Here is a 22,475-nt window from a genome sequence, read left to right on the forward strand (position 1 = left end):
TCGGCTCTATAGCATGGATTCGGCTCTGCCTCACGCGCGCGCCGCCATGAGGCTGCGGTACAGCGCGGCATAGTCGCCGGCGCGGTTGCGCCAGGAGACGTCGGTCGCAAGGCCGCTGCGTTGCAGGCGGCGCCAGGTCAGCTTGTCGTGGAAGGCGGTGTTGGCCTTGCGCAGCGTGCCGGCGAGGGCATCCGCCGTCACGGGGGCGAATTTGAAGCCGGTGGCATCGTGGCCGGACGCGTCGGCCTCGCCGATATCGACGATGGTGTCTTCGAGGCCGCCGACGCGCGAGACGATCGGCACGGCGCCATAGCGCAGCGCGCAGAGCTGGGTTAGGCCGCACGGCTCGAAGCGGGACGGCACAATCAGCGCGTCCGAGCCGGCCTGGATCAAATGCGCGAGAATCTCGTCATAGCCGATCACGACGCCGATCCGGCCCGGATTGGCGCGGGCCGCGGCCTGGTAGCCATCCTGCAGATCGCGGTCGCCGCTGCCGAGCAGCGCGAGCTGCATGCCTTCGCGCAGGATGGTCGGGATGGCCTCCATCAGGAGATCGAGCCCCTTCTGCCACGACAGCCGGCTGATGACGCCGAGCAGTGGCGCTTCGTCCGAGGAATCGAGATTGAACTGCTGCTGCAGCACCGCCTTGTTCGCGGCCCGGAAGGTCAGGTCTTCCGCGCCGAAGCGGTAGGCGATGTGCGGATCGGTTTGCGGATTCCAGACCTCGGTGTCGATGCCGTTGAGGATGCCGCTCAGCACGTTGGATCGTTCACGAAGCAGGCCGCCGAGGCCCATGCCGCCTTCGTCGCTCTGGATTTCCTTCGCGTAGGTCGGCGATACCGTGGTGATACGATCGGCAAGGCTCAAGCCGGCCTTCAAGAAGCTGATGCCGCCGAAATATTCCAGTTCGTTGACGTTGAAGGCATGCCAGGGCAGGCCGATCGATCCGATCAGCTCAGGGGCGAACTTGCCCTGGTAGGCCATGTTGTGGATGGTCATCACGGTGCCGGGCCGTGGACGATTGTCGTAGTGCAGATAGGCCGGCGCGAGCCCCGCCTGCCAATCGTGGGCGTGCACGACATCGGGCACGAAGGCCGGCACGAGGCCGTGGCCGATATCGGCCGCCACGCGCGACAGCGCGGCGAAGCGCACGCCGTTGTCTGCCCAGTCGACGCCGTCAGTGGTGACATAGGGGTTGCCTGGCCGCGCATAGAGATGCGGCACGTCCAGCACGAACAGATCGAGCCCGGCATGCGAACCCGCCAGCAGCCGGCCGGGACCGCCGAAATAATCGGGCCAGCGCCGCAGTTCCTCTGTGCCGGACAAAAGGCGCATCACGTCGGGATAGCCCGGCAGCAAGGTGCGCATCTCGACGCCATGCGCCTTCAGCGCAACCGGCAGCGCGCCCGCAACATCTGCGAGGCCGCCGGTCTTGACGAGGGGATAGACTTCAGAGGCGACCGCGAGGACGCGAACAGGCGTCATGTATTGAGCCTGTCGATCATCGGCTGGGTGATCAGCGAGATGCCCTGCTCGGTGGTGCGGAAGCGCTTTCCGTCGAACTCGGGATCCTCGCCGACGACGAGCCCTTCCGGGATCTCGACGCCGCGGTCGATCACGACGTTCCTCAAGCGGGCGCCGCGGCCGACACTCACGTAAGGCATGATCACGGCATTCTCGACATTGGCGTAGGAGTTGATGCGCACGCCGGTGAACAGCAGCGAGCGGCGCAGCGAGGCGCCGGAGATGATGCAGCCGCCGGAGACCAGCGAACTCACCGCCTGGCCGCGCCGGCTCTCCTCGTCATGGACGAATTTCGCCGGCGGCGTGATCTCAGCATAGGACCAGATCGGCCAGGCGCGGTCGAACAGGTCGAGCTCGGGCACCACGTCGGTAAGGTCGATATTGGCGGCCCAATAGGCGTCGACCGTGCCGACGTCGCGCCAATAGGCGCGAGTGTCGCTGCCCGAGCGGACGCAGGAGGTCGAGTACTGGTGCGCCATCGCGCGGCCGTTCTTGACCAGGTAGGGAATGATGTCCTTGCCGAAATCGTGGTTCGAGTTCGGGTCCTCGGCATCGCGCTTGAGCTGGTCGAACAGGAATTTCGCGTCGAACACGTAGATGCCCATGCTGGCGAGCGAGACGTCCGGCTTGCCCGGCATCGGCGGCGGATCCTTCGGCTTCTCCAGGAACTCCTGGATCCAGCCGTTCTCGTCGATATGCATGATGCCGAAACCGGAAGATTCGGTCCGCGGCATTTCCAGGCAGCCGACGGTGACGTCGGCGCCGCTCTCGACGTGCTGGCGCAGCATCACCTCGTAGTCCATTTTGTAGATGTGGTCTCCGGCCAGCACGACGATGAAGCGGCAGGCGTGGGATTCGATGATGTCGATGTTCTGGTACACCGCGTCCGCCGTGCCGACATACCACATGCTCTCGGAGACGCGCTGGCTGGCGGGCAGGATGTCAAAACTCTCGTTGCGTTCGGGGCGGAAGAAGTTCCAGCCCATCTGAAGGTGCCGGATCAGGCTGTGCGCCTTGTATTGGGTCGCCACCGCGATACGGCGGATGCCGGAGTTCACCGCGTTCGACAGCGCGAAATCGATGATGCGGGACTTTCCGCCGAAATAGACCGCCGGCTTGGCGCGGCGGTCGGTCAGCTCCAGCAGGCGGCTGCCGCGTCCTCCGGCCAGGACAAACGCCAGCGCCTGACGGGCAAGCGGCTCGGGTCTCGCGGCACTCATGTGATCCTCCCACAACTCTGGCGCTCGCGAGAAGCCTCCCGGCCGCGCACATTGGAACCGATAGTAATGGCACGAATAGTAAATCGTGAAGGTGGTTGTTGGTTGCGAATGCACGGGAAGCTTAATGCCTTGCCGGGGTGATCGGGCCTCAGCCACCGTCGCGCGGCTGTCACAGGCGATGACGTCGCCGGGCACCGGTTGATCAGAACGGAGGCAAGCGTCTTGTGCGGTGCACGCAAACTCCAGGCTTTGAAATTCAATGCTTTGACTTGGCGCAAGGATGTCCGATCATGACGCTGCGATCCTTTTTCCAAGCGAAAGGTCAGACAGGGAGTAGGACGATGAGGATCTGGAAGACGGCGATTGCCTGTTCATTGGCCGGGGTGGTCATGGTGGCCCAGATCGGGCAGGCCACGGCGGCCCCGATGCCGACCAACGTTGCGACGATGAAGGCTGCGGCCGGTGACAATGTCACACCGGTCCATTGGCGCGGCAGCGGCTGGGGCTTTGCCCTCGGCGGTCTCGCAGCCGGCGCGCTCATCGGCGGCGCCATCGCCGCGGGGTCTCCTTACGGCTACGGCTATTATGGCCGGCCCTATTATGGCGGCTACGGCTATGGATATCCGGGCTACGGCTATGGTTACGCCCCCGCCTATTACGGCGGCTACGGCTACGCACCGGTCTATCCGCGATATTATCGGCCGTACCGTCCGTATTACAGCTATGGCTATTACCGGCCGTACCGGGTTTATCACCGCCCGTTTGGTGTCTACCGTCCCTACTACCGCGGCTACTGGTGAGACCGCGCGGCTAGAATGACAGCCACACGATCAGGCTCATGCATGCAACATGCATGAGCAGGTTCGCGGCGAGATGCAATGGGCCTGGCCTGAGGCGAAGCCTGCGCCTCCCGCCGTCGCCTAATTCGATCCCACGGCCGCAGCCGTGAAGCTGCGCTCGACGGCTTTGCTGACGTCGAGCTTCTTCGGCAGGATGCCGTAGCGCGTCGCGCGGTCGGAGGCTTCCTGCACCTCCTTGACCACGTTCTCGTCGATCACGATCGGGCCGGTGCGCTGCGCGGTGTAGGCCGACAGCAGCACGTCCTCGGGCAGCTTGGTCAATTCGGCCGTGTTCTTGGCGTATTCGGCGACATGGTCCAGCGACCACAGTCGCGCCTTGTTCAAGCGCTGCACCAGATCCTGCACCGCCGCGCGCTTGGTGGCGATGGCGTTGTCGGAGGCGACGATGAAGGTGATGGTCGGCGTCAGCCCTTCGCCGTTGGCGATGACGCGAGCCTTGTCCTTCAACGTCGCGAACGAGACGTAGGGCTCCCACACCGCCCAGGCGTCGATCGAGCCGGCGAGCAGCGCGATCTTGGCGTCGACCGGGCCGAGCGGCGCGAAGGTCGCATCCTCCAGCTTGATCGCTGCATTCTCCAGTGTCGCATCGATCAGGAACTGGCCCCAGCCGCCGCGTGTGCCGGCGAGCCGCTTGCCCTTGAGGTCGGCCGCCGATTTGATCGGCGAATCCTGACGCACCAGGATAGCCTGCGTCTTCGCATCCGAGCGCGTGCCGCCGATCGCCTTGATCGGCGCGCCCGCGGCATAGACCGAGAGGAACGAGAGATCGCCGGTGTAGCCGACGTCGAGCGCGCCGGCATTGAGCGCTTCGAGGATCGGCGCGGCCGCGGGGAATTCCGACCATTCGATTCTGTAAGGCAGGTCCTTCGCATAGCCGGAGATTTCGAGCAGCGAGCGATTGCCGCCCTTCTGGTCGCCGACGCGCAGCACGACAATGTCGGCGGCGAGCGATGCGGCAGCGGTCGATAGCGTGATGGCGGCGGCGAGCAGCGAGGTGGCGAGCCGGCGTGTGATGGAATGGTCGTGAGAGTTGATGCTCATTGGATCCGTCTTGTTGCGTTGCTCACGATGCGTGAGCGAACGGTGCAGCGAGACGATCAAGTCTATGAGCGCGCGGTGCGCCGTCAATGAAATGGCCAACCGTATTGTGCGTGCTTCAGGCAATGACGTTTCAGCGGGCCGGCGCTTTCGAGAATGCGCAGCGTGCGCGGCAGACGCTGCACAGGGATGCAGCAGGCGATGGAGTCGCGGTTGACCCTGCGTGCCTATGCATCTGCGAAAATCCTTTCATCGCTTGCCCATGCGCGGATGGAGAGAATGTCTTCCCTTCGCGCAACATTCGAAAATCCATTTCATTGACGATGCCGCGAACGCGCCGCATGATTTGCGCATCGCATCAACACGGCGCGCCAAGCGCCGACGGAACAATTTTCTCTTAGACGCAGCTCCGCACGGAACATGCGCAACGCGACCCGTTGCGTACACGGCGGAGCCGTGCCAGCGCAGGAGCCAGGCCGATGAACAACGATAACCAGCGCAGCGGGTCGAAACTCGACCGGCGCCACCTGCTTCAGGCAGGGCTTGCGGCGGCCTTCGCAGCGCCGCTCGGCGCGCTGGGTGCGCAGGCCTTCGCACCGCGCGCCATCGCGCCGGGTGTCGACTTCCCCGAGTTTCCGCTGTGCCGCACGGCCTCTGACGCACCCGCGCTCACTGGCGCGCCGCGCAAGCTGAAGCTGTCGTGGAATGCCGGCGCCGTCTGCCTCGCGCCGGTGCCGGTCGCGATCGAGCACGGCTTCTTCAAGAAGCATAATCTCGACGTCGAGCTCGTCAACTATTCCGGCTCGACCGACCAGCTGCTCGAGGCCATCGCGACAGGCAAAAGCGATGCCGGTCTCGGCATGGCACTGCGCTGGCTGAAGCCGCTGGAGCAGGGTTTTGACGTCAAGATCGCCGCGGGCACCCATGGCGGCTGCATGCGGGTGCTGTCGCGCACCGATTCCGGCGTCTCGAAGCTGACCGACCTCAAGGGCAAGATCGTCGCGGTCGGCGATCTCGCCGGTCCCGACAAGAACTTCTTCTCGATCCAATTGGCCAAACTCGGCATCGATCCGGTGAAGGACGTCGACTGGCGCGCCTATCCCGGCAATCTGCTCAACGTTGCCGTGGAGAAGGGCGAGGTGCAGGCGTTCCTGTCGTCCGATCCGCTCGCCTATCTCTGGCTCAAGGACACACAGTACAAGGAGGTCGCCTCAAATCTCGATGGGGAGTACCGCGAGAAGAGCTGCTGCATCCTCGGCCTGCGCGGCTCGCTCGTGCGCGAAGAGCCTCAAGTCGCGCGCGCCATCACCCAGGCGCTGCTCGATGCTGCGATGTTCACCGCGCAGAATGCGACGCTCGCGGCGAAATCGTTCCAGCCCTATGCGCCGAAGGCGGCGACGCTCGCCGATATCGAGGGCATGGTGCGCTACCACACCCACCATCATCATCCCGTCGGCGAGATCTTGAAGCGCGAGCTCAAGGCCTACGCCGACGACCTCAAGAGCGTGCAGGTCTTCAAGCAGAGCACCGACACCGCCAAATTCGCGGAGCGCATCTATGTCGACGTATTCGCTGTCTGACGGCCTTGCCTCGGGCGCGCCGCGCACCTCGCGCGTGCCGCTGCTGGCGAGCTGGGTCCGAGAATCCGGCGCCGGCGTTCTCGCCAGCATCGCCTGGATCGCCTTCGGCCTGTCCTGCCTGTGGTGGCAGGATGTCGGCGATTGGTCGCGCACGCATTCACTTGGCATTGCGGCTTTCATCATCGCGGCGATCGCGCTGTTCGGCACTGTCGGTGCCGACTATCTGGGAGCGGCGGGACAGGCGCTGCACAAGCGGGCGCCGTGGCTGGTCGCGCTCGGGGTGTTCCTGACGGTGTGGGAGGTTGCAACGGCAAAATTCGCCTGGCTGCCGCTGCCGTTCTTCCCGCCGCCGCAGGCGATCATCGAGGTCTATACCGACGATCTGCCGAAGCTGCTCGACAGCGTCCTTGCCTCGATCAAGCTCCAGCTCGGCGGCTATCTGATCGGCGCCACGATTGGCTTTCTAACCGGCGTCTCGATCGGCTGGTCGCGCGCGGTCGGTTATTGGGTGCATCCGGTGCTGCGCTTCATCGGCCCACTGCCGGCGACCGCCTGGCTGCCGATCGCCTTCTTCACCTTTCCGTCGAGCTGGAGCGCCTCGACCTTCCTGATCGCGCTGGCAACGGGCTTCCCGGTTACCGTGCTGACCTGGTCGGGCGTCGCGAGCGTCAGCAACGCCTATTACGACGTCGCGCGCACGCTGGGGGCAAAGCCTTCGTTCCTGGTGCTGAAGGTCGCGATCCCGGCCGCGTTGCCGCACGTCTTCGTCGGCCTGTTCATGGGGCTCGGCTCGTCCTTTGCCGTGCTCGTCGTCGCCGAGATGATCGGCGTTAAGGCCGGGCTCGGCTGGTACCTGCAATGGGCGCAGGGCTGGGCCGCCTACGCCAACATGTATGCAGCGCTGATCGTGATGTCGCTGCTCTGCTCCGGCGCAATCACGCTGCTGTTTGCGATCCGCGATCGCCTCCTGGTCTGGCAGAAGGGGACCGTCAAATGGTAGCCACAGCTCTCGCCGAAGCGGTCACGCATCCGGCCACCGGCGCCGCGCTCGATATCGAGCAGGTCAGCCACGCCTTCGACATCGACGGGACCGAGCTGCCGGTGCTGAGCGACGTCAGCATCTCGGTCGAGCCCGGCGAGTTCGTCGCGCTGCTCGGCCCGTCCGGCTGCGGCAAGTCGACCTTGCTGCGGCTGATCGCCGGCCTCGACAAGCCGAAGGCGGGAAGGCTGCGGGAGGACGAGGAGCGCATCAGGAACCCGCATCCCTCGCGCGTCGTCGTGTTCCAGGATCCGACCCTGTTTCCCTGGCGGTCGGTCTGGGACAACGTCGCCCTGGGCCTTGAGGCCCAGGGCATTTTGAGGAGCCAGCGCCAGCGCGTCGATGACGCGCTTGACCTCGTCGGGCTTTCGCCGTTCCGCAACGCCTATCCGCACCAGCTCTCCGGCGGCATGGCGCAGCGCGTCGCGCTGGCGCGGGCGCTGGTCAACGATCCCAAGATCCTGATCCTGGATGAGCCCCTGGGGAAACTGGACTCGCTGACCCGCATCACCATGCAGGCCGAGCTCGTCGCGCTCTGGCAGCGCAAGGGGTTCACCACGCTGCTGGTGACGCATGATGCGGAGGAGGCGCTGGTGCTCGCCAACCGCGTCATCGTGTTCAGCGATCGTCCCGCGCGGGTGAAGGCCGATATCCGCGTCGACCGTCCGTATCCGCGCCATCGCGGCGATCCGTATCTGGCCGACCTGCGTCGTCAGATCCTCGGGCTGTTGGGGTTAGATGCCACATGGTGACCTCCATAGCCAAGGGCCGCACGGCTCACAGCGAGCCCGACTACATCGCCCGCGCAGCGACGCTTGCCACAAGCTTTGCGGCGCGCGCGGCCGAGCACGACCGGCTCGGCAGCTTTCCTTTCGAGAATTTTCGCGAGCTCTCGGAGGCAGGCTTGCTGTCTCTGACGGTGCCGGCGGTTCATGGCGGCGCCGGTGCCGGCGCGCGCTATGCCGCGCGCGTGCTCGGCATTCTCGGCAAGGCCGATCCGTCGACCGCGCTGGTGCTGTCGATGCACTACATCAATCATCTCGTGATGGCGCGCAGTCCGAACTGGCCGGCGCGACTGTCGCGCAAGCTCGCGCGCGAAAGTGTTGAGGGCATCGCGCTCATCAACGCCCTGCGCGTGGAGCCGGAGCTCGGCTCGCCTGCGCGCGGAGGGTTGCCGGCGACGATCGCGCGGCGCACCGAAACCGGCTGGCGCCTCTCCGGCCACAAGATCTACTCGACGGGATCGCCGATCCTGAAATGGTACCTGCTCTGGGCGCGCACCGACGAGGCGGAGCCGCGCGTCGGCCAGTTCCTGGTGCCGGCGGGCCTGCCGGGCACGCGCATCGTCCAGACCTGGGACCATCACGGCCTGCGCGCCAGCGGCAGCCACGACGTCATCTTCGACGACGTCGTGGTCCCGCTCGACGCCGAGGTCGATTTGCGCAAGCCGGCGGACTGGCGCACGCTCGACGTTACGCAGCAGACTGTGCACACCGTTTTCATCGCCGCGATCTACGACGGCGTTGCCCGCGCCGCGCGCGACTGGCTGATCAATTTCCTGAAGCAGCGCGTGCCTGCCAGCCTCGGCGCGCCGCTGGCGACCTTAGCCCGCGCGCAGGAGATCGTCGGGGCCATCGAGGCGCGGCTTGCGGTCAACGCACGTTTGATCGACACGGCTGCCCGCGACTTCGACGATGGCGTCGATCTCTCTGCCGGTGAATCCAACGTCATCAAGCTGACCGTGACCAACAACGCCGTTGCCGTCGTCGAGGACGCGCTGTCGTTGACCGGTAACCACGGGCTCAGCCGCGCCAATCCGCTGGAGCGGCATTATCGCGACGTGCTGTGCGGCCGCGTGCACACGCCGCAGGATGATTCCACGCGCATCGGCCTCGGCCGCCTCGCACTCGGCCTCTAGGGATCAACAGGGAGACGATCATGTCGATCGAGTTCATCGGCTTCATCAGCAACAACAATTCGTCCGAGACCGTCGTCCGGGAAGGACCGGTGCTCAATCCGACCCATATCGAGACGGTGGCGAAGGCGCATGAGAATGCCGGCTTCGACCGCGCGCTGCTGGCGTTTCATTCGACCTCGCCCGATGCGCTCCAGGTCGCCCAGCACGTGCTCAATCACACCGAGAGGCTCAACGTGCTCATCGCGCAGCGGCCCGGCTTTACTGCCCCGACATTGCTGGCGCGGCAGTTCGCCGTGCTCGACCAGTTTTCCCGCGGCCGCGTCGCGCTCCATGTCATCACCGGCGGCAACGCCACCGAACTGCGGCAAGACGGCAACACGCTCGACGACAAGGACGAGCGCTATGCCCGCACCTCTGAATTCCTCGACGTGCTCAAGCTGCAATGGAGCAGCGACAAGCCGTTCAGCTACAAGGGCAGGTACTACCAGGTCGAGAACGCCTTCTCGCAGGTGAAGCCGTATCGCCCCGAAGGCATCCGCGTCTATTTCGGCGGCGCCTCGGATGCGGCGATCGACGTCGCTGGCAAGCATGCCGACACCTTTGCGCTGTGGGGCGAATCCTACGCGCAGGTGCGCGATATCACCTCGCGCGTGCACAACGCCGCGGTGCGGCAGGGGCGGCCGACGCCGCGCTTCAGCCTGTCGGTGCGGCCGATCATTGCACCGACCGAGAAGCAGGCCTGGGAGAAGGCGGAGGAAATTCTCGCGCGCGCCACCGCGCTCCAGGACAAGACCGGCTATCGCAAGCCCGCTGACGGGCATGCCACCGCCGGCGCACGGCGCCTGCTCGCGCTCGCCGATCAGGGCAGCCGCATCGACAAGCGGCTCTGGACCGAGATCGCAAAGCTGACCGGCGCCAATAGCAACACCACCGCACTTGTCGGCACGCCCGAGCAGGTCGCGGAGGTCTTCGGCGATTATTACGATCTCGGCATCAGCCATTTCCTGATCCGCGGCTTCGATCCGCTGATCGATAGCATCGAATACGGCCGGGAGCTGATCCCGCTGACACGCGAGCTGGTCGCCAAGCGCCAGGCCGTTCGCGGCGAGGCCGCAGAATGATCCGCCTCATGTTGGCCGGCGCGCTGCTGTTCGCTTCGTTCGAAGTCGCAGCTGCGCAAACCACGCTCCGTGTCGGGGACCAGAAGGGCAATGCGCAGGCCGTGATGGAAGCGGCCGGCGTGCTCAAGGATGTGCCCTACAAGATCGAGTGGAGGGAGTTTCCGGCGGCCGCGCCGCTTCTGGAAGCGCTCAGCGCCGGCGCGATCGAGACCGGCCTCGTTGGCGATGCGCCCTTCACCTTCGCCGCCGCGTCGGGCGCGCCGGTGAAGGCGATCGCTGCTATCCGGCAGACGCGCGAGGGGCTCGCCATCCTCGTGCCCGAGAATTCGCCGATCAAGAGCTTTGCCGATCTCCGGGGTAAGAAGATCGCGACCGGCCGCGGCTCGATCGGCCATCAGCTGATCCTTGCTGCGCTGGAGAAGAACGGCTGGAGCGCGAACGACGTCCAGATCGCGTTCCTGGCGCCGTCCGACGCCAAGATCGCCTACACGCAAGGCTCGGTCGATGCATGGTCGACCTGGGAGCCGTATGTGAGTCAGGAGGAGGTGCTGTTCAAGTCGCGGCGCGTCATCACCTCGGAAGGGCTGACGCCGGGGCTGAGCTTCCAGGTAGCGCGGCCCGACGCGATCAGGGACAAGCGCGCCGAGCTGACCGATTTCATCCGCCGCCTCACCGCGGCGCGGGCCTGGTCGCTTAACAATATCGACAGCTATGCCGCGACCTGGGGCAGGTTGATGAACATCCCCACCGCCGTGCCGCAGAACTGGCTGTCACGCGCCAAGATCAGGATCGCGCCGATCGATGACGGCGTGGTCAAAGACGAGCAGGCGACGATCGACCTCTATTTCCGCTGGGGCCTGATCAAGCAGAAGCTGGATGCCGCGGAGATCGTCGATCGCTCGTTCACGGACGCGATCGCGAAGGTGGGGTTGTAATGCTCCGTCGTCATTCCGGGGCGCGACGAAGTCGCGAGCCCGGAATCCATTCATCGACAGACATTGCGGCTCGATGGATTCCGGGCTCGCCCTTCGGGCGCCCCGGAATGACGACTGTGGGTGTGAGAGCTCACGAGTCACTCAAGCATTCGTGAAGCGCGACGAGCACGTTCCAGCGCAATCGCCTTCTTCGAAATATTCCTTCTGCATTCTCACCGCCCGACAACACCCTTATTGCTATTTGCGCCGCAGCTCTTGCGGCACGGCGCACTCCCGCAAAGATCAATCCGACGACCACATCGGGAGACCGGCCATGGGCCTGCAAGAAACAAAAATCGAATCGCTTCCCTTCGTCACCGCCGAACTCAATTATCTCGCACCGATCGACGGCAAGCCGCGCACCTACGCGTTCGATCCGCCGCCGGGTGAGCCGAAAACCACCTCGCTGCCGGAGCCGCATCAGGTGCCGATCTTCGATGCGCGGCTGATCGCGCAGAACTTCTCGCTGGATCGCGAGGGCTTTGCGTTGGTGCGTCACCCGACGCAGGTGAAGGATTTCTACAACGAGGACGAGGTGAGGGCGGTCTATTATCCCGCCGTGGAGGCCTTTCTGCGCGCGACGCTGAAGGCCGACCGTGTCGTCATCTTCGACCACACTGTGCGCAAGCGTGTCGCGGGCGCGCCTGATATGCGCGACGGCGGCCCGCGTCAGCCGGCCACGCGCGTCCATGTCGACCAGACCATCACGTCCGGCGCCAACCGCGTCCGCGAGCATCTGCCTGATGAAGCCGAAGAGCTGCTGAAGGGGCGCGTGCAGGTGATCAATCTGTGGCGGCCGATCCGCGGTCCCTTGCGGGATTCACCGCTCGCCATGGCCGACGGCACCACGGTCAAGCCGGAAGACCTCGTCGCTTCCGACCTGATCTATCCCAACCGCCGCGGCGAGACCTATTCGGTGAAATACAATCCGAACCACCGCTGGTTCTATTTCCCGGAGATGACGCCGGATGAGGCGCTGCTGCTGAAGTGCTACGATTCCGCAACCGACGGCCGGACCCGTTTCGGGCCGCATACCGCATTCGTCGATCCGACCACGCCGGCCGATGCTGCGCCCCGCGAGAGCATCGAAGTCCGCACGCTGGTGTTCCACCGGCAGTAACAACGTGTGATGGCCCTGCCGGGTCCATGCATCATGGGCGCGGGCGTCGTTCAGGTCTCGGTGGATTAGGCGTCCGAGCGCGCTATAGTGCCGCCCAATGCAAAGGGGGCGCTATGACAAGGATCAGGGTAGGACTCGTCGGCTGCGGCTTCGTGTCGGAGTTGCACATGTATGCGTTCCGGCGCGTCTACGGCGTTGACGTCGAGGTCGCGGCGGTTGCTGCCCGCGGCGACAAGGTTGTCGCGTTTGCCGGGCATCACAATATCCCGCGTGTTTACCGGAGCTTCGCCGAGCTGATCGCCGACCGCGATCTCGACGTCGTCGACATCTGCACCCCGCCCAATCTTCACGCCGAGATGATCGTCGCCGCCATGCAGTCCGGCAAGCACGTCATCTGCGAAAAGCCGTTCGCCGGCTATTTCGGCCGCGAAGGCGATCAGCAGCCGATCGGCAAGCACGTGCCGAAGGCGCTGATGTATGAACGCGTGATCGAAGAGATGGACAGGACGCGGGCCGCGATCGAGCGCACGGGCAAGCTCTTCATGTATGCCGAGGACTGGATCTACGCGCCGGCCGTAACCAAGACCGCCGAGATCATCAAGGCGACCAAGGACAAGATTCTGTTCATGAAGGGCGAGGAGAGCCATTCCGGCTCGCACGCCGCGCATGCCGCGCAATGGGCGATGACCGGCGGCGGCTCGCTGATCCGCATGGGCTGCCATCCCCTCTCGGCCGTGCTGTATCTGAAGCAGGTCGAAGCCAAGGCGCGCGGCGAGCGCATCCATGTGGCCAGCGTCACCGGCGATGTCGGCAACGTCACCGCTGGGCTCAAGCCGGAGGAGCGCAGCTACATCAAGGCCAATCCCGTCGATGTCGAGGACTGGGGCACGCTCACCGCCACTTTCTCGGACGGCACCAAGGCGACGGTGTTCTCCGGCGACATGATCATGGGCGGCGTGCGCAATCTGATCGAGACCTATACGAGCGGCGGCTCGCTGTTTGCCAACATCACGCCCAACAATCATCTGATGAGCTATCAGACCAGCGAGGAGAAGCTCGCTTCCGTCTACATCACCGAGAAGGTCGACCGCAAAACCGGCTGGCAATATGTCTGCCTCGAGGAGGAATGGACGCGCGGCTATTTGCAGGAGATCCAGGACTTCATGGAATGCGTCGCGACGGGCCGCCAGCCGCTGTCGGACCTCGCGCTGGCCTATGAGACGATCAAGGTGAACTACGCAGGATATTGGGCGGCGGAGGAGGGGCGGCGGGTGGTGTTGTGAAAGCAACGTGTCTCCGCAGGCACGCTTGCCTTCTCCCCTTGCGGGACAAGGTGGCGCGAAGCGCCGGATGAGGGGTTGTTTCCGCGCATCCCAATGAGAGTTGAACACGCGGAGGGAGACACCTCACCCGTCTCGCCGCAACGCGGCGAGCCACCCTCTCCGCAAGGGGAGAGGGTGTACACTGCCCGTGCCGCCCCCTCACGCCCCGTAGGTCGAGCCCTTCGGCAGCGGGAAGACCGGGTCCTGCGTGCGGATGTTGGTCGGCCACACGACGGAGATGTGCGCGCCGGCGTTCTGCATCACGACCGGCGTCGAACGTTCGTTCTGGCCGGAGAGCGGCGTGCCCGGCGGGAAGAATTTCACGCCATAGCCCTGGATCGTGCCGCCCGCGGGGATGTCGACGTCGAGCGCCGCTTTCCGGATCGCCTCGGGCTCGAAGCTGCCGTACTTCTCCTTGGCGACAGGCAGCACGTTGTTGAGCAGCACCCAGGTCTGGTTGAAGCCCATCGAGCAGTGCGGTGGCACATCGGTGGCGCCGGTCTTGGCCTGGTAGCGACTGACCATGGTCTTGATCAGATCGCCCATGCCGGGCGCGAGCTTGGCGGGATCGAGCAGCTGTGCCGGCACCGGGTCGATGTTGCAGAAATTGTCGATGTCGGCGCCGAACGTGGCGCGCAACTTGTCGAGTTGGCTGTAGCCGGCACCGGCTCCGAACAGCATCTTGAAGCGCAGGCCGCTCTCGCGGGCCTGGCGCAGGAACAGGGTGATGTCAGGGTTGTAGCCCGCGTGCGAGATCACGTCGGCCTTGGCCCGCTTGATCTTGGTCACCAGCACCGACAGGTCGGGCGCCGAGGCCGAATAGCCTTCGCGCAGCACCACCGGAATGCCGGCCTCTTTCGCATAGGCTTCGTCAGCGGAGGCAACGCCGACGCCATAAGGGCCGTCCTCGTGGATCAACGCGACCTTGACCTCCTTCGGATCCATGCCGAGCTTGGCTTTGGCGTGCTCGGTGAGGAAGCTTGCAAAGGCCTGGCCGTATTGATCCGAATGGATCTGCGCGCGAAATACGTGCTGCAGGTTCTTGTCCTTGAACACGGCGGTCGAGACCGCGGTCGTGATCCAGAGGATCTTTTTTTGCTGCTCGACCTTGGCCGCGAGCGGCACCGCATGCGAGCTGGCATAGACGCCGTTGAGGATGTCGATCTTCTCTTGGCTGATCAGGCGTTCGGCCTCGTTGATCGCAACGTCCGGCTTGCTCTGCGAATCCGCGGCGACCGGAGCAACCTTGTATTTGCCGCCGACACCGCCTTTCTCGTTGACGAGGTCGATGGCGATCTGCGCGCCGATCGAGGAGGCGACCGAGCCGCCGGCGGCGAAGGGGCCGGTGAGGTCGTAGATCAGGCCGATGCGTATAGTCTCGGCTTGTGCCTGGGCGCGTGTCCAATCGAGGCTGAGTGCGGCGGCGGCAGCCGCCGATGTCTTCAGCAGCTGCCTGCGTGAAGTCGGCATCCTATCCTCCCTCAAAACCGTCGTTCGATCTTGTTGTTGTTCGCAAAGTATGGGGAGCTGGACGGCGGAAAGTCAATATCGCCAAAGTCGAGGTTCTTCGGCGCCGGCGCTTCACGCCGGCGCGTTCGTTCGTGGATGGCGCCGCTCAGCCCGGCCCGGCGCCTTGGGTCGCCGTATACACCGCGTAGAGCGATTGGCTTGCGGCCATGAACAGGCGGTTGCGCTTGGGGCCGCCGAAGCAGACGTTGCCGCACACTTCCGGCAGACGGATGCGGCCGAGCAGCTTGCCCTCCGGCGACCACACCGTGACGCCGCTGTAGCCGACGGCGCGTCCGGCATTGCTGGAGGCCCAGAGATTGCCGTTGACGTCGCAACGCAGGCCATCCGGTCCGCACTTCACGCCGTCGATCACGCAATCGGTGAACTTCTTCAGGTTCGACAGCTTGTTGTCGCTGCCGACGTCGAACACGAAGATCTCGCCCTTGCCGCCGGGGCCGGTGTCGCCCGGTCCCTTGCCGGTCGAGGCGATGTAGAGCTTCTTGTAGTCGGGCGAGAAGCAGAGCCCGTTCGGGTCGGGCACCTGGTCTTCGGTGACGACGAGGTCGATGCGGCCGGAGGGATCGATGCGATAGCAATTGGTCGGCAGCTCGCGCTTGCCCGGCACGAAGCCGGCCGGCTGTCCGATCCGCGGATTGAGCTTGCCGCCTGCATTGCTCGGGCCGCCCGCGACGTCGGGCTCGCCTTCGTAGAGCTGGCCGCCATACGGCGGATCAGTGAACCAATAGCTGCCGTCGGGATGCGCGGCGATGTCGTTCGGCGAGTTCAGCTTCTTGCCCTGGTAGGACTCGGCGAGCACGGTGGCGGTACCGTCATGCTCGTAACGCGTCACCCGTCGCGTCAGGTGTTCGCAGGAGAGCTGGCGGCCCTGGAAGTCGAACGAGTTGCCGTTGGAATTGTTGGAGGGCGAGCGGAATACGCTGACGCGGCCGTCGTCCTCGGTCCAGCGCATCTGCCGGTTGTTGGGAATGTCGCTCCACAAGAGATAGCGGCCCTGCGCACTCCACGCCGGGCCTTCCGCCCAGAGCAGCCCGGTGTAGAGACGCTTGATCGCGGTGTTGGGCTGCGCGAGATCGTTGAAGGACGGATCGACCGCGATGATGTCGGGGTCCCAGAAATAGGTCGTCGGCGCGCCGCCCGGGCCGAAGTCGCGCGGCGGCGTCGTGATCGTCGTCGGCGGTGCGGCGGGCCCGGTCTGGGCCAGCGCGGGGCCCGCCAACGTGGCCGCGGCGCCGAGCGCCAGCCCCCCGACCAGCGTTCGTCGTGAAAGCGCAGCATCGTGCGCACGCTGCTCCCGCTCAGGAGCCTCCTGGCGTGTCATCGTATCCTCCCGGTTACGTTCGGCCGGCCGGTTGATCCGGCCAAGCGCGGCGAAGGTTAGTCCGGTCCGCGTCCGGTTGCGAGAGGCAGACTTGAAACCGCGGCGTGATCGCAGGTCGCAATTTCGTCACCTTCGAGTGCGTTTGGATTGCAGGGCGCTAGCGGGGGATAAAGCCGGAGCTCATTGTGCAAGTCGTCATCCTGGTCATCCTTCTCTCACTCGCGTTTGCGGCCGGCTATTTCACGCGGGATTACGTCTCCCGAAAAAGGCGCGCGGAGGCACGCCGCTGGCGCGAGTACGCTGAGCCGGACTGGCTCTCAGCCAATGCGCCGGCCAACACCAACGAGATCGCGAAGACCGGCACCGCTGCGCCCACCGGCGAGCTCGGCCAAATGCTGAACCGTTGGGAGAACAGGGCGCGCGCCCGCCGCACCGGCACGGCCTAGGCCTACCCTTTTAGGTCATCTATGTTGACCCTCTTTTTGGCGTTGCAGTTGCGGCCATTTCTCGTCTAGAAACGGCCACATCGGGCCTCTCCCGAAACCAACCGTCAACGGTTTTGACCGAGGATTTGAGGCTCTACAGGGTCTGGCAATGCTGATTCGCGGCCAAATCGAGGGGATTTCGGGGGAGGTGGCTCTGGCCGCCGCCGCGATCCCGGCTGCGCTGCTGCCCACCCTCCTTATTGGCGGCCTTGTTCTTACTTGCCCCTGAGGGCCGGCTGGGCGCCATGCGCCTGGGCGCTCAGGGGTTGGTCGAGATCAACGGACACCTCAAGCGCCAAGGGACTGAAACGGCTCTGAACGGCGCAAACGCTCAAAAGGAAATCTAGGAATGGCCACCGTGAACAAGTCCGAGAAGGACCGCGTCATCATTTTCGACACCACGCTGCGCGACGGCGAGCAGTGCCCCGGCGCCACCATGACCTTCGAGGAGAAGCTCGAGGTCGCCGAACTGCTGGATGATATGGGCGTCGACGTCATCGAGGCCGGCTTTCCGATCACCTCCGAAGGCGACTTCCAGGCGGTCAGCGAGATCGCCCGCCGCTCCAAGAACGCCGTCATCGCCGGCCTGTCGCGCGCCCATCCCGCCGACATCGACCGCTGTGCCGAAGCCGTGAAGTTCGCCAAGCGCGGCCGCGTCCACACCGTGATCGCGACCTCGCCGCTGCACATGCGGGTGAAGCTGAACAAGACCCCGGAGCAGGTGATCGAGACCTCGGTCGCGATGGTCGCGCGCGCCCGCAACCAGATCGACGACGTCGAATGGTCGGCCGAGGACGGCACCCGCAGCGAGATGGACTTTTTGTGCCGCATCGTCGAGGCCGTGATCAAGGCCGGCGCCACCACGGTGAACATCCCCGACACCGTCGGTTATACGGTGCCGGAGGAATATACCCACTTCATGAGGACGCTGATCGAGCGCGTGCCGAACTCGGACAAGGCGGTGTTCTCCGTGCACTGCCATAACGATCTCGGCATGGCGGTCGCCAACTCGCTGGCCGGCATCACGGGCGGCGCGCGCCAGGTCGAGTGCACCATCAACGGCATCGGCGAGCGCGCCGGCAACGCCGCTCTCGAAGAGATCGTGATGGCGATCAACGTGCGCAACGACAAATTCCCCTACTGGAACAAGATCGACACGACGCAGCTGACCCGCGCCTCGAAGCTGGTCTCGGCGGCGACCTCGTTCCCGGTGCAATACAACAAGGCGATCGTCGGCCGGAATGCCTTCGCCCATGAGAGCGGCATTCACCAGGACGGCGTGCTGAAGGACGCTTCGACCTACGAGATCATGCGCCCCGAGATGGTCGGCCTGAAGCAGTCCTCGCTGGTGCTGGGCAAGCATTCCGGCCGCCACGCCTTCGTGCACAAGCTGGAGGAGATGGGCTACAAGCTCGGTCCGAACCAGCTGGAAGATGCGTTCACGCGGATGAAGGCGCTGGCCGACCGCAAGAAGGACATCTACGACGAGGACATCGAGGCGCTGGTCGACGAGGGGATGGCGGCCTCGCACGACCGCATCAAGCTGACCTCGCTGACGGTGATCGCCGGCACCCACGGTCCGCAGCGCGCGACCATGAAGCTCGACGTCGACGGTCAGATCAAGATCGAGGAAGCCGAGGGCAATGGCCCGGTCGACGCCGTCTTCAACTGCATCAAGCGCCTGGTGCCGCACGAGGCCAAGCTCGAGCTGTACCAGGTGCACGCAGTCACCGAGGGCACCGACGCGCAGGCGGAAGTGTCGGTGCGGCTGGCGCAGGACGGCCGCTCGATGACCGCACGTGCGGCGGACCCGGATACCCTGGTGGCTTCGGCCAAGGCCTATCTCGGTGCGCTCAACAAGATCGTCATGAAGCGCCAGCGCGACAATGTGACGACGGCGGCGGCGAGCTGAATGGCTGCCCTGCTAAGGGACAATAGCGGCTGTGTAAGCGAGCCGCTATTGATGCAGCCGGCATAAGACTGGCCACCCGGCGCCGCCGGGTGGCTCAAACAAACGATAGGGAGAGACTATGCGCACCTTGGCGATCGCCGCGTCCATCGCGGCTCTGGCACTTGGTTTGACCGGGCCGGCACTGGCTCAATCACCGATCATCATCAAATTCAGCCACGTTGTCGCCACCGACACGCCGAAAGGCAAGGGCGCGGAGAAGTTCAAGGAGCTCGCCGAGAAGTACACCGGCGGCAAAGTCAAGGTCGAAGTCTATCCGAACTCGACGCTCTACAAGGACAAGGAAGAGCTCGAGGCGCTCCAGCTCGGCAGCGTGCAGATGCTGGCGCCGTCCAATTCCAAGTTCGGCCCGCTCGGCATCCGCGAGTTCGAGGTGTTCGACCTGCCTTACATCCTGCCCGACATCAAGACGCTGCGGAAGGTGACGGAAGGGCCGCTCGGCACCAAACTGCTGAAGCTGCTGGATGCCAAGGGCATCACCGGTCTTGCCTATTGGGACAACGGCTTCAAGCAGATGAGCGCGAATAAGAAGCTGATCACGCCGGCCGACTATCAGGGCGTGAAATTCCGCATCCAATCCTCGCGCGTGATCCAGGCCCAGTTCAAGTCGCTCGGCTCGCTGCCGCAGGTGATGGCGTTCTCGGAAGTCTACCAGGCACTCCAGACCGGCGTGGTCGACGGCCAGGAGAACACCTGGTCGAACATCTACACCCAGAAGATGCACGAGGTTCAGAAGTACATCACTGAAACCAATCACGGCTACATCGGCTACGTGGTGATCGTGAACAAGAAATTCTGGGACGATCTGCCGGCCGACATCCGTGACCCATTGTCAAAGGCGATGAAAGAGGCGACCGAGTTCAGCAACGCGCAGTCGCAGAAGGAGAACGATGACGCGCTGGCCGAGATCAAGAAGAGCGGCAAGAGCGAGATCATCAAGCTGACGGCCGATCAGGACGAGGCGATGCGCAAGGCGATGGAGCCGGTCTACAAGGAGGCCGCGGGCCGCATCGGCCAGGGGCTGATCGACGAGTTCCTGAAGGAAGCCAAGAGCCCGACGAACTGACCTCGACGGGCGACCCCAACGAAGGGCTTCCGCGCAGCGCACGGAAGCCCTTTTTGTTGCGAATTATTTTTGTTCGCATCTGAACGGACATTCACGGCGATTACATCTCTGTAAGAGCGCGCTTCCTGTCCAAGTTGTAAGTTGCGCGTCAGCCCCCTCGCGCTCATCCTCACGGGTATCCTTCCAGAGGAGGTCAGGATGAAGAAATTCACCATCGCCGCCATTGCCGTGCTGAGCATCGCCGGCTCGGGCGCGGTCTATGCCCAATATCATCGCCCGTGGATGGAGCACGTCCGCCACATGCGCATGAGCCCCGAGGACCGCGCCGCCTTCGTCGATGCGCGGATCGCCGCCGTCCATGCCGGGCTGAAGCTGAACGCAGACCAGGAGAAGCTGTGGCCGCCGGTCGAGGCGGCGGTGCGGGAGTTCGCCAAGCTGCGCATCGACCGCGCCAATGCGCGGATGAATGCCGGGCCGGGCGATGCCGACAGGGCCGAGGATCCGATCGCCCGCCTGCGCCAGCGCGCCGAGGACATGGGCGCCAGCTCCGCCGCCCTGAAGAAGATCGCCGATGCCGCCGATCCGCTCTACAAGACCCTCGACGAGGGCCAGAAACGGCGTCTCGCCGTGCTGACCCGGCACCGCGGCCCGTTCGGCGGCGGCGGGGACGGCCCGCGCCACCACCACTTCATGGAGCGCATGGACCGCATGATGGAACGGGGCATGGACCACTTCCACCACGACCGCTTCGACCGTGACCGGGGTCCCGACCGGGACCGGGAGGGCCGGCTCTGAAAGGACCGGTTCTGGCGCCGTGAGCCCTGGCGAAGCCGCTGGAATCCAGCGGCTTTTCGCATTTCCGGGGCTGCGGACGAGACCTTGGAAAACTTGCGTCCGATCGCTTGCCAGACCCGGAACGCTTTGCTAAACGACCGGCCTCGCAAGGCCTTGACCGCCTTTCGGGCGCATAGCTCAGTTGGTAGAGCAGCTGACTCTTAATCAGCGGGTCCCAGGTTCGAGCCCTGGTGCGCCCACCACCTTTAAGCCCGCAGGGGCTTTTTTAAATTCTTCGATAGAGCAAAGCGCGTCTGGTGCGACGTTTTTGTTGGAGTGGACACGGCCGGTTTGCTATTCGGTGTTTCCCTAGTTTCTATATCTTCACCCATTCGATACAGCGCGCAGATCCGATGGGACAAGTCGGTCACGTGCTTGTCGTAGATTAGGAAATTGGAGCGGGCAGAACGGACGGTGTGTTCTGTCCGTCGCAGCAAGATACCGCTTGCTGCAGAACCAGAAGCAGAAGGTTCCGGATCTGGGCCCCCGAAGCGCAATGCGCAGTTCGATGCGGCGCAGCGATCGCTGGCGGAGTCATGCGCAAAGATCCGTTATGCACGCACGAACTAGCCGGCTTAACCTCTTTCGCGTCAGCCGCGCTTTCGCTGAGAGGGTAACGTAAATTCCACGACCTCGTGCTTGTCGCACGGATCAGGTGGCTGATTTTTCTTCACGATCAGCTCGAGCTCGAGAGCCTCGAAGGCGAGGTCATCCGCCAAGCGCTTGAACAGCTCGCGCTTCTCTATGTCCGTCGCCCGCTGACTCATCAGCGTAAATTCTCTGGCGTCAGCGCGGACCTTTTCCAAACGTCGTCGGAGGTCCTTCATGTGTGCCGGCGTAGCTTTTAATATTATCCTCGGCCCGAACAATCAGTTTGCTTGTTCGGATTCACCGGGAGTCAACTGCCGAAACTCGATACTGGTTCGATGCGGACCGCCAAATTCGTCGCTCATCGTGCTGCGATATTTGGCCATGCTCCATGACCCGGCCCCTGTTCAGGGACTGCGGGCTGAGGTCGGCCGTCCTGGCTGATGAGCTATCTCTGTCCGGCTCTCGCCCGATGATGCACAGAACGGGCATACCTGAAGGGGCATGAATGTTCGAAAGCGCACAGACGCGAGTGTTGGCCCCGACTAGGCTGCGAGCGATCCTGGGCGTTCGCGAAGCGCTCAGGGCCCGATGGCATCGGCGGATGCCGAATGTGCCGGCTGCAGCGAGGCGGTTCCGTCCGCGAACGCAGTGTTGCCGGCTGCGTGCCAGGCATGAGGCAGGAATAAGCTCGGCAGATTAGATCAACGATGGTCGTTCTCGTGCGTAGTGTCCTTCTCATAGTGGGAATATGGCTGCTGGTGAACGTTCTGTTCGTTGTAGCTGTCCTGCCCTCGCGCAGACCGGCACCTACTCGGCACGCAGCAATTCCATCTCCGGCGACGATCAACACGACGGCCGGTCGCTCGGATGGTCGCGAACCACCACTCCTGCAGCGCGGGATGACTCCAGTTGCAATCAGAGTTCTTTTCGTCGTCCTCCTCCTTCCAGCCCTTCGAGCGTGGAATG

Annotated in this window: 19 protein-coding genes and 1 tRNA gene; 14 read left to right on the forward strand and 6 right to left on the reverse strand. The window is 64.4% G+C overall.

Annotation, left to right across the window (positions count from 1 at the left end; genetic code table 11):
• Positions 1-30: 30 nt before the first annotated feature.
• Entirely contained in the window at positions 31-1,485 is a 1,455-nt protein-coding gene (glgA, locus tag I6F37_RS18875) for a glycogen synthase GlgA (protein ID WP_036006703.1), read from the reverse strand.
• The gene (glgC, locus tag I6F37_RS18880; protein ID WP_036006706.1) at positions 1,482-2,744 is read right to left on the reverse strand and encodes a glucose-1-phosphate adenylyltransferase; all 1,263 of its coding nucleotides are present in this window, start codon (positions 2,742-2,744) and stop codon (positions 1,482-1,484) included. The genes glgA and glgC overlap by 4 nt, the downstream gene beginning before the upstream one ends.
• A gap of 341 nt (positions 2,745-3,085) precedes the next feature.
• On the opposite strand from glgC, the gene I6F37_RS18885 reads away from it, so the two are divergent.
• Positions 3,086-3,544, forward strand: coding sequence for a hypothetical protein (locus tag I6F37_RS18885; protein WP_036006709.1), 459 nt, complete (start codon positions 3,086-3,088; stop codon positions 3,542-3,544).
• A 120-nt stretch (positions 3,545-3,664) separates the two neighbouring features.
• Here the strand turns inward: I6F37_RS18885 and I6F37_RS18890 are convergent, their stop codons facing one another.
• Positions 3,665-4,645 (reverse strand): ABC transporter substrate-binding protein, encoded by a 981-nt coding sequence (locus tag I6F37_RS18890; protein WP_036006726.1) that lies wholly within the window; start codon positions 4,643-4,645, stop codon positions 3,665-3,667.
• Positions 4,646-5,121: 476 nt separating this feature from the next.
• Here I6F37_RS18890 and I6F37_RS18895 point away from each other — a divergent pair, with 476 nt between their 5' ends.
• The 8 genes from I6F37_RS18895 (at position 5,122) to I6F37_RS18930 (ending at position 13,677) form a co-directional block, all read left to right on the forward strand.
• Complete coding sequence (locus tag I6F37_RS18895) at positions 5,122-6,222, forward strand: ABC transporter substrate-binding protein (RefSeq protein ID WP_036006711.1); 1,101 nt, start codon at positions 5,122-5,124, stop codon at positions 6,220-6,222.
• A complete protein-coding gene (locus I6F37_RS18900) occupies positions 6,200-7,222 on the forward strand; it encodes an ABC transporter permease (protein ID WP_036006713.1) in 1,023 nt (340 codons plus the stop codon). Before I6F37_RS18895 ends, I6F37_RS18900 begins: the two co-directional genes overlap by 23 nt.
• On the forward strand, positions 7,216-8,013 hold the full coding sequence (locus I6F37_RS18905) for an ABC transporter ATP-binding protein (RefSeq protein WP_036006715.1): 798 nt from the start codon (positions 7,216-7,218) through the stop codon (positions 8,011-8,013). Before I6F37_RS18900 ends, I6F37_RS18905 begins: the two co-directional genes overlap by 7 nt.
• On the forward strand, positions 8,007-9,179 hold the full coding sequence (locus I6F37_RS18910; RefSeq protein ID WP_225152274.1) for an acyl-CoA dehydrogenase family protein: 1,173 nt from the start codon (positions 8,007-8,009) through the stop codon (positions 9,177-9,179). Before I6F37_RS18905 ends, I6F37_RS18910 begins: the two co-directional genes overlap by 7 nt.
• Before the next feature lie 20 nt (positions 9,180-9,199).
• Entirely contained in the window at positions 9,200-10,300 is a 1,101-nt protein-coding gene (locus I6F37_RS18915; protein ID WP_036006737.1) for an LLM class flavin-dependent oxidoreductase, read from the forward strand.
• Positions 10,297-11,235, forward strand: a complete 939-nt coding sequence (locus I6F37_RS18920; protein ID WP_036006740.1) for an ABC transporter substrate-binding protein — start codon at positions 10,297-10,299, stop codon at positions 11,233-11,235. Before I6F37_RS18915 ends, I6F37_RS18920 begins: the two co-directional genes overlap by 4 nt.
• A gap of 313 nt (positions 11,236-11,548) precedes the next feature.
• Complete coding sequence (locus I6F37_RS18925) at positions 11,549-12,394, forward strand: CmcJ/NvfI family oxidoreductase (RefSeq protein WP_036006743.1); 846 nt, start codon at positions 11,549-11,551, stop codon at positions 12,392-12,394.
• A 113-nt stretch (positions 12,395-12,507) separates the two neighbouring features.
• Entirely contained in the window at positions 12,508-13,677 is a 1,170-nt protein-coding gene (locus tag I6F37_RS18930; RefSeq protein WP_036006745.1) for a Gfo/Idh/MocA family protein, read from the forward strand.
• A gap of 198 nt (positions 13,678-13,875) precedes the next feature.
• On the opposite strand, the gene I6F37_RS18935 is transcribed toward I6F37_RS18930, so the two are convergent.
• Both I6F37_RS18935 and I6F37_RS18940 read right to left on the reverse strand, forming a co-directional pair.
• The gene (locus I6F37_RS18935; protein WP_057026370.1) at positions 13,876-15,186 is read right to left on the reverse strand and encodes an ABC transporter substrate-binding protein; all 1,311 of its coding nucleotides are present in this window, start codon (positions 15,184-15,186) and stop codon (positions 13,876-13,878) included.
• A 145-nt stretch (positions 15,187-15,331) separates the two neighbouring features.
• Positions 15,332-16,564 carry an SMP-30/gluconolactonase/LRE family protein gene (locus tag I6F37_RS18940; RefSeq protein ID WP_225152276.1) on the reverse strand — a complete coding sequence of 411 codons (1,233 nt, stop codon included), beginning with the start codon at positions 16,562-16,564 and terminating at the stop codon, positions 15,332-15,334.
• 182 nt (positions 16,565-16,746) lie between these two features.
• Between I6F37_RS18940 and I6F37_RS18945 the strand changes: the two genes are divergently transcribed.
• From I6F37_RS18945 to I6F37_RS18965, 5 genes are all read left to right on the forward strand, one after another.
• Positions 16,747-17,010: a hypothetical protein gene (locus I6F37_RS18945; RefSeq protein ID WP_057026371.1), complete on the forward strand. Its 264-nt coding sequence runs from the start codon at positions 16,747-16,749 to the stop codon at positions 17,008-17,010.
• A gap of 388 nt (positions 17,011-17,398) precedes the next feature.
• Positions 17,399-18,961, forward strand: a complete 1,563-nt coding sequence (locus I6F37_RS18950) for a 2-isopropylmalate synthase (protein ID WP_225152278.1) — start codon at positions 17,399-17,401, stop codon at positions 18,959-18,961.
• Positions 18,962-19,079: 118 nt separating this feature from the next.
• Complete coding sequence (locus I6F37_RS18955; RefSeq protein WP_225152280.1) at positions 19,080-20,084, forward strand: TRAP transporter substrate-binding protein; 1,005 nt, start codon at positions 19,080-19,082, stop codon at positions 20,082-20,084.
• 198 nt (positions 20,085-20,282) lie between these two features.
• Positions 20,283-20,879: a Spy/CpxP family protein refolding chaperone gene (locus tag I6F37_RS18960; protein ID WP_225152282.1), complete on the forward strand. Its 597-nt coding sequence runs from the start codon at positions 20,283-20,285 to the stop codon at positions 20,877-20,879.
• Positions 20,880-21,045: 166 nt separating this feature from the next.
• Positions 21,046-21,121: transfer RNA gene (locus tag I6F37_RS18965), tRNA-Lys, on the forward strand.
• 387 nt (positions 21,122-21,508) lie between these two features.
• Here I6F37_RS18965 and I6F37_RS18970 read toward each other — a convergent pair.
• Positions 21,509-21,745 carry a hypothetical protein gene (locus tag I6F37_RS18970; RefSeq protein ID WP_225152284.1) on the reverse strand — a complete coding sequence of 79 codons (237 nt, stop codon included), beginning with the start codon at positions 21,743-21,745 and terminating at the stop codon, positions 21,509-21,511.
• Positions 21,746-22,475: the final 730 nt, after the last annotated feature.

It is taken from the genome of Bradyrhizobium sp. NBAIM08 (genome assembly GCF_020193935.1).
GTDB classification, from domain to species: domain Bacteria; phylum Pseudomonadota; class Alphaproteobacteria; order Rhizobiales; family Xanthobacteraceae; genus Bradyrhizobium; species Bradyrhizobium yuanmingense.

Excerpts from the sequence above, each read along its gene's own strand:
- I6F37_RS18935 (WP_057026370.1), bottom strand. The coding sequence starts at position 15,186 with ATGCCGACTTCACGCAGGCAGCTGCTGAAGACATCGGCGGCTGCCGCC.
- I6F37_RS18915 (WP_036006737.1), top strand. The coding sequence starts at position 9,200 with ATGTCGATCGAGTTCATCGGCTTCATCAGCAACAACAATTCGTCCGAG.
- I6F37_RS18955 (WP_225152280.1), top strand. The coding sequence starts at position 19,080 with ATGCGCACCTTGGCGATCGCCGCGTCCATCGCGGCTCTGGCACTTGGT.
- I6F37_RS18930 (WP_036006745.1), top strand. The coding sequence starts at position 12,508 with ATGACAAGGATCAGGGTAGGACTCGTCGGCTGCGGCTTCGTGTCGGAG.
- I6F37_RS18885 (WP_036006709.1), top strand. The coding sequence starts at position 3,086 with ATGAGGATCTGGAAGACGGCGATTGCCTGTTCATTGGCCGGGGTGGTC.
- I6F37_RS18960 (WP_225152282.1), top strand. The coding sequence starts at position 20,283 with ATGAAGAAATTCACCATCGCCGCCATTGCCGTGCTGAGCATCGCCGGC.
- I6F37_RS18940 (WP_225152276.1), bottom strand. The coding sequence starts at position 16,564 with ATGACACGCCAGGAGGCTCCTGAGCGGGAGCAGCGTGCGCACGATGCT.
- I6F37_RS18895 (WP_036006711.1), top strand. The coding sequence starts at position 5,122 with ATGAACAACGATAACCAGCGCAGCGGGTCGAAACTCGACCGGCGCCAC.
- glgA (WP_036006703.1), bottom strand. The coding sequence starts at position 1,485 with ATGACGCCTGTTCGCGTCCTCGCGGTCGCCTCTGAAGTCTATCCCCTC.
- I6F37_RS18950 (WP_225152278.1), top strand. The coding sequence starts at position 17,399 with ATGGCCACCGTGAACAAGTCCGAGAAGGACCGCGTCATCATTTTCGAC.
- I6F37_RS18970 (WP_225152284.1), bottom strand. The coding sequence starts at position 21,745 with ATGAAGGACCTCCGACGACGTTTGGAAAAGGTCCGCGCTGACGCCAGA.
- I6F37_RS18900 (WP_036006713.1), top strand. The coding sequence starts at position 6,200 with ATGTCGACGTATTCGCTGTCTGACGGCCTTGCCTCGGGCGCGCCGCGC.
- I6F37_RS18920 (WP_036006740.1), top strand. The coding sequence starts at position 10,297 with ATGATCCGCCTCATGTTGGCCGGCGCGCTGCTGTTCGCTTCGTTCGAA.
- I6F37_RS18905 (WP_036006715.1), top strand. The coding sequence starts at position 7,216 with ATGGTAGCCACAGCTCTCGCCGAAGCGGTCACGCATCCGGCCACCGGC.
- I6F37_RS18910 (WP_225152274.1), top strand. The coding sequence starts at position 8,007 with ATGGTGACCTCCATAGCCAAGGGCCGCACGGCTCACAGCGAGCCCGAC.
- I6F37_RS18890 (WP_036006726.1), bottom strand. The coding sequence starts at position 4,645 with ATGAGCATCAACTCTCACGACCATTCCATCACACGCCGGCTCGCCACC.
- glgC (WP_036006706.1), bottom strand. The coding sequence starts at position 2,744 with ATGAGTGCCGCGAGACCCGAGCCGCTTGCCCGTCAGGCGCTGGCGTTT.
- I6F37_RS18925 (WP_036006743.1), top strand. The coding sequence starts at position 11,549 with ATGGGCCTGCAAGAAACAAAAATCGAATCGCTTCCCTTCGTCACCGCC.